At 73.0% G+C, this 11,540-nt stretch carries 12 protein-coding genes; 10 read left to right on the top strand and 2 right to left on the bottom strand.

The window, feature by feature from the left end; translation table 11 throughout:
* Positions 1 to 93: 93 nt before the first annotated feature.
* The 3 genes from VFZ20_RS04930 (at position 94) to VFZ20_RS04920 (ending at position 1,840) form a co-directional block, all read left to right on the top strand.
* A complete protein-coding gene (locus VFZ20_RS04930; RefSeq protein ID WP_329682721.1) occupies positions 94 to 498 on the top strand; it encodes a hypothetical protein in 405 nt (134 codons plus the stop codon).
* Positions 495 to 905: a hypothetical protein gene (locus tag VFZ20_RS04925; protein ID WP_329682720.1), complete on the top strand. Its 411-nt coding sequence runs from the start codon at positions 495 to 497 to the stop codon at positions 903 to 905. Before VFZ20_RS04930 ends, VFZ20_RS04925 begins: the two co-directional genes overlap by 4 nt.
* Before the next feature lie 110 nt (positions 906 to 1,015).
* Entirely contained in the window at positions 1,016 to 1,840 is an 825-nt protein-coding gene (locus VFZ20_RS04920) for a DUF3667 domain-containing protein (protein WP_329682719.1), read from the top strand.
* A gap of 325 nt (positions 1,841 to 2,165) precedes the next feature.
* Here the strand turns inward: VFZ20_RS04920 and VFZ20_RS04915 are convergent, their stop codons facing one another.
* Positions 2,166 to 4,304: an FAD-dependent oxidoreductase gene (locus VFZ20_RS04915; RefSeq protein ID WP_329682718.1), complete on the bottom strand. Its 2,139-nt coding sequence runs from the start codon at positions 4,302 to 4,304 to the stop codon at positions 2,166 to 2,168.
* Positions 4,305 to 4,552: 248 nt separating this feature from the next.
* On the opposite strand from VFZ20_RS04915, the gene VFZ20_RS04910 reads away from it, so the two are divergent.
* Positions 4,553 to 5,305 (top strand): hypothetical protein, encoded by a 753-nt coding sequence (locus tag VFZ20_RS04910; protein WP_329682717.1) that lies wholly within the window; start codon positions 4,553 to 4,555, stop codon positions 5,303 to 5,305.
* Between the two features lie 330 nt (positions 5,306 to 5,635).
* Here the strand turns inward: VFZ20_RS04910 and VFZ20_RS04905 are convergent, their stop codons facing one another.
* A complete protein-coding gene (locus VFZ20_RS04905) occupies positions 5,636 to 7,369 on the bottom strand; it encodes a hypothetical protein (protein ID WP_329682716.1) in 1,734 nt (577 codons plus the stop codon).
* Between the two features lie 304 nt (positions 7,370 to 7,673).
* Here VFZ20_RS04905 and VFZ20_RS04900 point away from each other — a divergent pair, with 304 nt between their 5' ends.
* From VFZ20_RS04900 to VFZ20_RS04875, 6 genes are all read left to right on the top strand, one after another.
* A complete protein-coding gene (locus tag VFZ20_RS04900) occupies positions 7,674 to 8,603 on the top strand; it encodes a sulfurtransferase (RefSeq protein WP_329682715.1) in 930 nt (309 codons plus the stop codon).
* 11 nt (positions 8,604 to 8,614) lie between these two features.
* The gene (gene trxC, locus VFZ20_RS04895) at positions 8,615 to 9,073 is read left to right on the top strand and encodes a thioredoxin TrxC (RefSeq protein ID WP_329682714.1); all 459 of its coding nucleotides are present in this window, start codon (positions 8,615 to 8,617) and stop codon (positions 9,071 to 9,073) included.
* Complete coding sequence (locus VFZ20_RS04890) at positions 9,066 to 10,055, top strand: beta-ketoacyl-ACP synthase 3 (RefSeq protein ID WP_329682713.1); 990 nt, start codon at positions 9,066 to 9,068, stop codon at positions 10,053 to 10,055. Before trxC ends, VFZ20_RS04890 begins: the two co-directional genes overlap by 8 nt.
* Before the next feature lie 125 nt (positions 10,056 to 10,180).
* Positions 10,181 to 10,315: a hypothetical protein gene (locus VFZ20_RS04885; protein WP_329682712.1), complete on the top strand. Its 135-nt coding sequence runs from the start codon at positions 10,181 to 10,183 to the stop codon at positions 10,313 to 10,315.
* Complete coding sequence (locus tag VFZ20_RS04880) at positions 10,312 to 10,875, top strand: hypothetical protein (protein WP_329682711.1); 564 nt, start codon at positions 10,312 to 10,314, stop codon at positions 10,873 to 10,875. The genes VFZ20_RS04885 and VFZ20_RS04880 overlap by 4 nt, the downstream gene beginning before the upstream one ends.
* Positions 10,872 to 11,510 (top strand): class I SAM-dependent methyltransferase, encoded by a 639-nt coding sequence (locus VFZ20_RS04875; protein WP_329682710.1) that lies wholly within the window; start codon positions 10,872 to 10,874, stop codon positions 11,508 to 11,510. The genes VFZ20_RS04880 and VFZ20_RS04875 overlap by 4 nt, the downstream gene beginning before the upstream one ends.
* The last annotated feature ends 30 nt before the right edge of the window (positions 11,511 to 11,540 follow it).

Genomic DNA, 11,540 nt, shown 5'->3' with positions numbered 1-11,540 from the left:
GGTGCGGTACCCGTTCCGCCGCTGGCGTCTTTTGTACGCACTGGACAGCCGACCGCTTTGCGATAGATTTCACGGCAACGGGAGGTGAATGCCATGAGCAAGACGATCGAGGTTTCTGACCAGGACTACGCGCGCATCCAGCACGCCGCCGAGGCGGACGGCATGCCCGTGGACGCGTGGGTGGTGGAGAACCTGCCCCTGAACGGCAACGGCAAGCTGCCCGAGCCCGCCCTGCTGGACGCCGAGGGAAAGCCGGCGAAGACGATGTACGACCTGCTGAAAGATCACATCGGGGTCGTCAACAGCGGTGGTGCCGAGCTCGGCGAAAACCCGCCGTGCCAATCGTCCCCGGAGCCCCGGCCCACGCGGACCATGGCGGATTTGCTGGCTGGTCGAGTAGGGGTATTCGAGAGCAAGGGCGACGGCCGGCTCTCGCAGAACACGGGTGAGCAGTTCACCGACTACCTGGAGGCAAAGCGACGGGCGGGGCGCCTATGACCCTCTGCGACGCTGGACCGCTGGTCGCGATTCTGGACCGCCGTGACGATGATCATGCACGGTGTACCGCGGCGCTCGCGCAGATCAGGGCAGGTGAGATGGTAACCACATGGCCTTGCCTGACCGAAGCCATGTACCTGTTGGGTCGGGAGGGCGGCTTGCGGGTACAGGAGGCCCTGTGGGAGTACGTGGCAGAGGGTTTCCTGAAGCTGCACACCCCTCTTCCGGGCGAGTGGGAGCGCATGCGGTGGCTCATGAACCGATACGGCGATGCCCCGATGGACCTTGCCGATGCTTCGATTGTGTCGGCAGCAGAGGCGCTGGACTCTCGGCGCGTATTCACCATTGATCGACACTTTCGCGCGTATCGTATCGACGGGTTGCATGCCTTTGAAGTGATCCCATAATTGAGAGGTGGTCCGGTCGCAACCTGACCGGCCCGGCGGAATCTCGTCGAAACCTCAGCCCGGCGCTTGCGTACCTCCCCGCATCAAACCTTCTCCCCTCGTCCGATCGCATGACCAGCACGACCATCCGGGCCCCGGACGACGCATCGCTCGTGTACGGCTCCGCGCCGTTCGCGGGGGTGACGGAGTACGGCGTGTGCGGCAACTGCGGGCTGGCGCTCCGCGGCGAATACTGCTCGGCGTGCGGACAGCGGGCCGTGCGCGGCCGGCTGAACGTGCCCGCCATCGCCCACCAGGTCGCCAGCGAGGTGATGAACCTGGACCGCGGCATCCTCTTCACGGCCGTGGAGCTCACGCGGCGACCGGGCGAGGCCATCCGCGACTACGTCCGCGGACGGCGCGTGCGCTACACGGGGCCCGTGAAGTACTTCGTGCTCACGGTGGCCCTCACCACCTTCGCCACGACGCAGCTGGGCGTGCTGGACGAGGTGGCCTCGGGGATGTTCGGGCACTCGGGACCGGGTGCGGCGGAGGTGGCGCGCAGGGCCAGCGAGTTCATGTCCCAGTGGATGACGCTGTTCATGGCGCTGGGCGTGCCGTTCACGGCCGCCCTGACCCACCGCCTGTTCCGCCGCTCGGGGTTCACCTACGCGGAGCACCTGGCGCTCAACCTGTACTCCTACGGGCACCAGTCGCTGGGGCTGGCCCTGGCGCTGCTGGTGGGCCACTGGCTGCGCAACGTGGAGGGGCTGCTGGTAACGGGCTGGATGTTTGGCTCGGCGGGGTACTTCGCGTGGACCTGCGCCGGCTTCTTTCGCGTGCGGCCGCGGTCCGCCGTGCCGCGCGCGCTCCTCAGCGCCGCGCTGGGCACGCTCGCGTACACGATCTTTGCCGTCCTCGTGCTCGGGATCGCCACGGAGATCGGCGGGGGCTGATACAGGATCCGGAGAAGCAGTTGTTTTCCTGAGGGGCCCTCGCGAACTCGACCGTACACGGTTGCGTGCGGCCCCGAAGGATCTTCCCGCCTTGGCAAAGACCCAGTCCAGCAGCAAGGTCCCTGCCGCGCGAAGGAGATCCTTCGGTCGCGCCCATAGCCTTGTGAGCGTGCAAGTCCTGCGCGGGCGCTCCCTCAGGAAATCAACGCATACGCGCAGTGTTTATCCGGATCTGGTACTGGACGACAGACGACGAGAAGCCCCGCCCGGCAGCACGCCGGGCGGGGCTTTCTCCCGCATCCACCCAATCCGCCGGGGACCGCCGTCAGTCGCCCGGCGCACCGGCGAGGGCGCCCGGCGAGGGCGTGCTCCCGGCGCTCCCCGCGCGGCCGGCCGGGTGGCGCGCCGCGATCCGCTCGGCGATCACCGTCGCCAGCGCCATGATGGTCTCCTGCGGGTTCACGCCGGGCGCGGTGGGCAGCAGCGAGCCGTCCGCCACGTACAGGCCGGGGACGCCGTGCCGCTCGCCGTCCGGCGTGCAGCCGCTCGTCTCGGGGTCCGTGCCCAGGCGGCAGGTGCCGTTGACGTGCGCGGACAGCACGCCCAGCTGGTTGGGGCCGGACGGGCGCAGCGCCATGGCCTTGAGCTCCGCGGGCGAGCGCATGCGGCAGGCGTGCGCGTGCAGGGTGGAGACCTCCTCCGCGCCGGCCGCGAAGTGCATCCGCGCGGCGGCATCCATCCCCCGCAGCAGCTTGGCGCGGTCGCCCGGCGCCACGCGGTAGCGGATGCGCACGCGCCCCGCGCGGTCCACCGTCACGCCGCCGTTGGATACCGCGCGGTCCGCCCCGTCGCGGAGGAGGACGATCATGGACGACAGGTGGGGCAGCGACTCCATCAGGTCGCGGTGCGCCGTGCCGAATCCCGGGAGCGCGGCGGCGCTGAGCGCGGGGTAGAAGGGCGGCGTCTCGATCCAGAAGCCGTATCCGTCGCTGCCGCGCAGGAACTCGTCGCAGACGGTGGAGAGCGGCACGCCGCCCGCCCCGTACATCTCCTGTCCGTAGCGCCCGAAGACGGCCGTCGTCGGATGCAGGCGAAGAAAGCGCCCCACGCCGCCCCCGCCCATCCCGGACCGCTGCAGCAGCGCCGGCGTGCCCACGGCGCCCGCGGCAAGGACCACGACGGGCGCCTCCACCGTCAGCCGGCCGCGCGGGGCGCCGGTCTCGCGGTCCAGCACGGCCGCGTGCACGCGCTTGAGGGGCGCGCCGCCCCCGCGCTCCGCCAGCTCCACGCGCTCCACCCGGACGTCGGAGAACAGGCGCGCGCCGGCGGCCAGCGCGGCCGGCACGTACACGTCCGCCGCGGCCCGCCGCGCGCCGTATCGACATCCCAATCCGCAGAACCCGCTGCGCACGCAGTTGTGCGCGTTGATGCGCACGGGCCCGGCGCTCCATCCCAGGGCCCGCGCGCCGTCCAGCAGGGCGCGGTTGGACGGGTTGTGCGCGTCGTCGGGCACGGGGCGCGTGTGCGTCTCGTCCTCCACGCGCTCAAAGACGGGGGCCAGGTCCGCCGGGCGCATCCCCGTGACGCCGTGCTCCGTGGCCCATTCGTCCAGCACCCAGTCCGGCGTGCGGAACATCACGAGCCAGTTGACCGTCGTGCCGCCGCCCACGGAGCGGCCCTGCAGCAGGGGGTGCGCGACGTCGTCCGTGGCGCGGGTGCCGGCCTCGGCGTACAGGCGCGGCATCATCTCGCTCTCGCGCTCCGTGAACTGCTCGGGGCGCCAGAAGCCGCCCTCCTCCAGCAGCACCACGTCGTGCCCCGCCTGGGCCAGGCGCGCGGCCACGACGGCCCCGCCCGCCCCGCTCCCCACCACGCACACGCCGGCCCGGACGCGCGTCTCGGCGCGCAGTCCGGCGCCCTCGAAGACGCCGGCCACCGCGGGGTCCGCCAGCAGGTCCAGCTGGGGGCGGATGGGGATGATGCGGGCCGCGCGCGCGCCCGGCTCCTGGCGCGCCACGGGCTCGTCGTCCGACGCGCGGCCGGGAAGCGGGCCCTCCCACGGGAGCGCGGGCGCGCGGGTGTGCAGCGGGCCGCGGTAGCCGATGCCCGCGAACGTGGACGGGTCGGCGTAGTGGGTGGAGAGGATCAGCCGGCGCAGCCCCTGGAACGCCGTGCGGAACACGGGGAGCGGGCTGATCTCCCATCGGCGCAGCCACGCGTCCTGGCGGTCCGCCGGGAGGTCCGCGAAGCCCTGCAGCCGCAGCGCGTTGAGCAGGCCGCTCACGGGCGAGTCCATCATCCGCAGCAGCCCGCCGATGCGCCGCGCCGCCTCGGGATCCAGGCTGCCCAGGCGCACCTCCACCGCACGGGCAAGGCGCGCGGCGGACGGGTCCGGGTCGTCCGGCAGGGGCACCATGCGCCTGCACAGGGCGACCAGCGTGGATTGCTGCCGCGGGGAAAGCATTCGTCGGTATGTCGGTGCGGGACGGCCGGGAGGGTCTCTCAAGGTTGCGGTGCGGCCCTGCGTTTGTCAACGCGTCCGCGCGGGCCGGCGGATGGGGCGAATACGCGTCCGCCGATTCGCCCAAATCCCCGTTTTGCAAGCAGATACGCGGGGGTTTACGGGCCCGCATCTTGCACCCGTCCCCCCTCCCTGCCCCCGCCGCGGGGCGGGCCTGGAGACGGCGAAACCGTAAGCAAGGGAGTGGGACGATGAACTACGGACGGGACTACGGAAACCGCAACTTCCTGGATCGCGCGGCCAACACCGTGCGCGGGTGGCTGGGGAACCGCGGCGGACACGACTACGACAACGGCTACCGCGGCGGCATGCGCGGCGGCTGGGACGAGGGCCGGGGCGGCTATCGCGAGATGGGCGACGTCAACGGCCATCGCGGCTGGCAGGGCGGCATGGAGCACGGCTACGGCGCCGCCAACTGGAACGGCCGCAACGCCGACTGGAACCGCGGCGACATGGGCGGCGGCTGGGGCCGCGGGACGGGCGATGCGTACCGCACGGGCGGCTACCAGCCCCAGCACGGCGCGTGGGACGTGGACTGGGACGACGACGACCGCTCCATGCGCGGCGGCATGCAGGGCCGGATGTCGGCGGGGATGATGGGCAGCGCCGGCGGCCGCTACGACCGCGGGTACATGCAGGGCGCGTACGACCGCGACATGGGACGGGGCATGCATCCCAGGGGCGGCGGGATGATGGGCCGCGGGATGCAGGGCGGCATGAACCGCTACGACCGCGACATGGATCGCAACCGGTCCGGCGGGATGGGCAACGGCGGCATGATGGGCCGCGACGCCGACATGGGCGACGTGGGGGGCGGTACCATCGGCAACTACGGCGCCTACGGCAGCTACGGGATCGAGCGGTTCCGCAGCGGCAGCAGCGGCGGCGTGCCCACCGGCCAATACTGGACCGGCTACGGCCACGGCACCGGCTACCGCGGCTGATCCGGATCGGGCTGATTCGCGGATTCGGTTGATCGGATCGGCGGATGAGGGATGGCGGGCCTGGAGAGATCCGGGCCCGCCGTCTCTTTGTCCCGTCCGTCCGCTCCCAGCCGGAGCGGCTGAAGCCGCCGCAACGACAGCGGAAAGCCTCACAAACTGCGTGAGGCTTCAACGGCTCGATGGGCGCCGCCGGTGCACACGAGCCGACTTCTGCTGGGGCAGTCCGCGAAGGCGGACTTCGTGCCTTTCCAGCGGCGAATTCATTCGCTCCGGCTGGGGGACGGCCCTACCGCATCAGCTCCGCAACGAGCACAACCCACCGCCCGAACGTCATTCTTTGCGGCGGCGCGGCTTCTTCGCGGGCGACGCGGCAGAGGATGCGTCATCCGTGGCGGCAGCCGGCGCACCGGCCACGTCGCCGGACGGAGGCGGAGCCGGTTCCTCGCCGGTGGACGGGGGCGGAGTCGGCTCCGCGTCGTCGGACGGGGGGTCGGGCGAGAGAAGATCGAGCGGCAGCTCGTCCGCCGGTTCGTCGTCGAAGAGACCGAGGACGCCGGGGAGCGGCGGCGGACGCTTGCGCGGCCTGGGCGCGGGCGGCGGGGCGGGAGCGGCGGGCGGATCCTGGAACTCCACCACCGCGCCCTCCGCATCCAGCGAGCGGTACACGGCGCGCCGTTCGCGCTTGAGCAGACCCAGCGCCGTGCGCACCTGCTCCGGCGCCAGGCCCGCATCCGCCAGGTCGCCCAGCAGCTCGCGGAAGGGCACGCGCCGGCCCACGTGCCGCGCGTGCAGGTCGTCCGCGACGGCGCGCAGGTCCGGACCGCGCGGAGGCTCCGGCGCGGGCGGCTCCGGCAGCGCGAACAGGTCCAGCACGACCGGCGCATCCTGCACGGGCTCCGGCGCCGGCTCGCGCGCGGGCCGCGCGGACGGACGCGCGGCGGATGACGTGCGTCCGCCGCGCGTCGGTTTTGCCGCGGGCTCGGCGGGCGCGGGAGTATCGCCCGATGTGGATTCGGCGGATGCCGCATCGGCCGATAAGTCTGGCGCGTCTACCGGGGCAGATTCCGCGGCGGGGGCGGCAGATGCGGCGGGATCCGACGATATGGTCGGCGGCGGCGCGGCGGGCGCGGACGCGGCGGACTTGCCGCGGGCGGACTTCGCGGCCTTGGCGGGGACGGGCAGCGCGCCGCCGCCATCCATCACGGCGCCGTTCAGCTCCAGCGCGTGCTCAGGATGCGGCGTGGTGAGCAGCAGATGCACGGCGGCCCCGGCAGACTCCAGCCGCGCCGCGCGCGCCATCCGCGCGCCGCCGCCGTTGCCCAGCCGCGCGCGCAGCCGCTCCACCATCGCCCCCAGCGCGGCGTCCTCGCCCTCCGCGCGCAACGCATCGCGCCAAGCGAGCAGCCATCCGTGGCGCTCGTCCGCCAGCAGCGCGCTGCAGCCTTCCACCACGCGGCGCAGGTGCGGAGGAAAGTCCGCCAGGGGCCCCGTGAACCGCCCCGCCTTCGCGAAGTCCTCCGCGGGAAAGCGCAGCAGCAGGTCCGCCGCGTCCAGGTCCGCCAGCAGCTCCAGCGCCGCCCACGGCAGCGCCCGCGCCGACAGCGGGGCCAAGCGCATGAGCGCCGGCCCGTCGCCGATGGCCGCGGCGAGACGCGCGGCGACGCCCGCGAACGAGGCCTCCACCAGCAGCACGTCGCCCGGCGCGGCATCCGACGGATCGGCGGCGCGGCGAACGCGGTCTGCCGCGCCGGCGGCGCGAAGATCCTCATCCACGCGCGCCAGCAGGCCGGGATCTTCCTCCACCAGGACGATCCGCGCCGCCCCGCCGAACGCCTCGTCCGCCGCGCGCAGGAACGCGACGGCGGGCGGATGAGCCGGAATGCCGCGCATGGCCGCGCGCTGCAGGTCCGCCCCCGCGAAGCCGTCCACGATCCACGGCGCGGGCGCGTCGGCCTGGTCCCCGCGCGGGTGCAGGCGCGCGGCGCTGCGGGCCCAGCGGCCGGCGTATCCACCGGCCACGGCGCCGGCGAGCGTCTCGACGTCGGGAGTGCGGGAGCGGGTCACGGCGATGGCAAAACGGGAGCGCGCGAACGGACACGCACGATACGCCCGCACAAAAGCCGAAGCAAGGGATGCGCGCGTGGACGCATCAACTTCGCGCCTTTTGGCCGTCGCGCTAGGGGACGCACGCCCCGTCGCGTGTCTGGAAGGCGAATGGATCGTTGGGAGTCGGCGGCGGAGGCGGCGGATCGCGGAGCAACGTGATCCCGCGCCGCGTTCCGCCCGGCCCCTGCCTTGCGACATCATCCGGCGGAATCGTACCGTCAGTCTCAAGGGCGCAACACAACAAACCACGCGAGGACCGCCGATGCGCAAGCCGCTGTCGCTGCTGTTAGGTGCCGCCATCCTGTCGACGACCGCCGGCTGCCTGGTCAGCATGCCGGAAACCAACCCGCTGCCGGAGTGGAACGACCAGCTCCTGGTCTCCACCCGCCAGCTGGCCACCCGGCTGAACGACGGGCGCACCGTGATCATCCACGTGGGCCGCGACCGCGCCAGCTACGACGCCGGCCACATCCCCGGCGCCCACTTTCTGCCCCTGTCGTCCATCGTGGCCGAGCGCAACGGGCTGCCCAACGAGCTGCCGCCGGCCGACCAGTTGGAGACGGCGTTCGAGGGCGTGGGCGTGAGTGACGCCTCGCGCGTGGTGCTGTACGGCGACCTGGCCGGGCTGGCCGCCGCCCGCGCCTTCTTCACGCTGGACTACCTGGGCAAGACGGATGCGGCCCTGCTGGACGGCGGGCTGGAGCAGTGGCGCGCCGAGGGCCGCCCCACGGAGACCACCGCCCCCGAGGCGCGCCGCGGCCAGCTGACGGTGCGCGTCCGTCCGGAGATCGTCGTGGACGCGGACTGGGTCGCCTCGCGGCTGGAGAACGACAGCACCATCGTGCTGATCGACGCGCGTCCGCCCGCGGAGTTCAGCGGGCAGACCCCGGGCGAGGGCGTCACGCGGCCGGGTCACATCCCCGGCGCGCACAACGTCTTCTGGCGCAGCAACCTGGTGTCGGAGACGGACCTGCGCCTGCGCTCGCCCGAGGTGCTGGCCGCCTCGCTCACCCTGGCCGAGGCCGCGCAGCGCGACACCGTCGTGGTCTACTGCCGCACGGGCGTGCAGGCCAGCCACGCGTACTTCGTGGCGCGCTACCTGGAGCGCCCCGTGCGGATGTACGACGCCTCGTTCATCGACTGGAGCCGGCGGGGCGACGCGTACCCCGTGGAAACCGGCGACGAGAACTGACGGAGAGCGCCATGACGCAGACGGCAACCGGCAAGGCCACCATCGCCTGCCCCAGCTGCGGAAAGCTGAACCGCGTGGACCTGTCCCGCGCGGCGGACCGTCCCCGCTGCGGCGTGTGCCGCACCCCCATCGCGCTGGACCACCCGCTGCCGCTGACGGACGCCAGCTTTGACCGCGTGGTGGCCGATTCGCCCGTGCCCGTGGTCGTGGACTTCTACGCCGACTGGTGCGGGCCCTGCAAGATGATGGCGCCCGTGCTGGACAAGGTGGCCGGCGAGCGGGCCGGCGGCGTGCTGTTCGCCAAGGTGGACACGGACCGCAACCCGGGCGTGGCGCAGCGCTTTGGCATCGCGTCCATCCCCACGCTCATCGCCTTCCGCGGGGGGCGCGAGGTGGCGCGGCGGATGGGCGCCCTGCCCAAGTCGCAGCTGGAGGCGCTGGTGGACCAGGCCCTGGCCGCGCGTGGCTGATCCCGCCGGGCCCGTGCACTTGGCGGGGACGGGCGCGTGGCTGCCGCCGCGCGTGCTGGGCAACGCCGAGGTGGCGGCGCTGGCGGGGGTGACGGAAGAGTGGATCGTCCGGCGCACGGGCATCCAGGCACGCCGCGTGGCCGGCGACGACGAGGGCGCGGCCGTCATGTCCGCCCACGCCGCCCGCGCGGCGCTCGGCGCGTCCGGCATCCCCGCGGAGTCGCTCGCGGCCATCATCGTCGCCACCACCACGCCGGACCACCTCACCCCGCCCACCGCGTGCGAGCTGCAGGCGGCCCTGGGCGCGTGGGGCGCCGCGTGCTTCGACGTGGAGGCCGGCTTCGCGGGGTGGATCTACGCCCTCGTCCTGGCCGATTCGCTGCTGCGCGCCGGCCGGGGCGACGCGGCGCTCGTCGTGGGCGTGGAGAAGCTGTCGACGGTCACGGACCGCGCGGACCCGTCCACGGGCCCGCTCTTTGGCGACGGCGCGGGCGCGGCGGTGCTGGCGCGCGGAAGCGGACCGCGGACGGTGCGCTCCACGTCGTGGTGGGCGGACGGCCGATTGGCGGATGCCCTCAAGCGCCCGGCCGGCGGCGCCCTGCGCCCGTTCGACGCGCGCGTGCTGGAGGAGCGCTCGCACCTGCTGCGGATGGAGGGCACCAAGCTCTTCAAGGCCGCCGTCCGCACGATGGCGCAGCAGGCGCAGGCCGCGCTCTCCGCCGCGGGGCTGGCCAAGGAGGACGTCGGGCTCGTCGTACCGCACCAGGCCAACCTGCGCATCATCGAGGGGCTGGTGAAGGAGATGGAGCTGGATGCGTCGCGCGTGTACGTGAACATCGACCGCTTCGGCAACACGGGCGCGGCCACCATCCCCATCGCCCTGGACGAGGCCGTGCGCGCCGGCCGGGCGGATGACGGCGCGCCCCTGCTGCTCGTCTCCTTTGGCGCGGGCGCCACGGCCGGCGCCGCCGTGCTGGGCTGACGCCACACGTTCCACGTTCCCGGATCGGATGCGGTCCATCGTCCCGCTGATCGCCGTCCTCGCCGCGTGCGGGCCGCGCGTCGTGCCGGAGCCGACGGCCGCGCGTCCTGGCCATTCCCGAGATCGTGCCCGTCGGCCGCTTCGACCGCGTCACGGTGTTCGCGGAAGAAGCGGACACGGCATCCGCGTCGGAGGTCGTCTACTTGCCCACGCGCCCGGGATGCGAGTTCCAGCCCTACCAATCCGTCGACGGACGATGACGATCCGCATCCTCCCCACCATCGCCGCGCTGCTCTTGTCCGCCGCGTGCGGGTCGCACCCGATGCCGGAGCCGCCGGAGCCCGCGCCGGCCACGGGGCCCGCATCCGCCAGGGCCGATCGCCGGCTCGCGGTCCAGCGGACGGCGGACGGCAGCGCGCCGGAGTCCACGGTGATGTTCGACCAATGCCGGTGCATCCGCATCTGCATCGTGCGCAACGGCGGCCTCGTGGAGATCCCCGCCCGCTACAACACGGCCACGGGCGACACGATGACGATGGATTCGCTGCCGTTCTCGTCCGCCGCGCCCACCACGGGCGAGTACGCGTCCGTCGCCGGATGGTACGTGAACGGCGAGCCCATCCGCTTTCGCGACCGGCGCTACACCAAGCATGGGCTGGGCCGCGTCCTGGCCATCAGCGAGGTCCAGCCCGCGGGCACGTTCCGGGGCGTACCCGTGTTCGCCGAAGCAGGGGATACGACGGCCGCGCCACGGGTCATCTACGTGCCGGTCCGCACCGGCTGCGAGTTCCAGCCCTATGCGCCCGTGGAGGGCCGATGACGGACGCCGCGAATCCGCCGACTTCCACCGCGCTGCGCGAGGCGTTCGGCGACATCGACATCTACCTCTTTGACCAGCTGCTGCGCGGGCGTTTCGACGGCGTGCGCACGGTGCTGGACGCGGGATGCGGCGCGGGGCGCAACCTCGTGTACCTGCTGCGCGCCGGCTACCAGGTCCACGCCGTGGACCGCGACGCGCATTCGGTGGAGCGCGTGCGGGAGCTGGCCGCGCGCCTGGCGCCGGACACGCCCGCGGACGTGCGTGTGGCGGAGGTGGACACGCTGCCGTTCGCGGACGGGAGCATGGACGCGGTCATCAGCAGCGCCGTGCTGCACTTCGCGGCGGACGCGGCCCACTTTGACCGGATGGTGCACGAGATGTGGCGCGTGCTGCGGCCGGGCGGGCTGCTGTTCGCGCGGCTGGCCAGCAGCATCGGCATGGAGGCGCGCGTGCGGCCCGTGGGCGGCGGCCGCTACGCCCTGCCGGACGGCTCCACCCGTTTCCTGGTGGACCAGGCCGGGCTGCTGGCCCGCACGGAGGCGCTGGGCGGGGCGTTGCTGGATCTCGTCAAGACCACCATCGTCCAGGACCTGCGCGCCATGACCACGTGGTGCGTGCGCAAGACGGATGGATGAACCGGAGTGGATGATCGATGAGCGGTGACA

Origin of the sequence: Longimicrobium sp. (assembly GCF_036280135.1) — a bacterium.
In the GTDB taxonomy this organism is placed as follows: Bacteria; Gemmatimonadota; Gemmatimonadetes; order Longimicrobiales; family Longimicrobiaceae; genus Longimicrobium.
The sequence above is the reverse complement of the archived record's forward strand: the minus strand, read 5'-3'. Positions and strand labels throughout refer to the sequence as shown.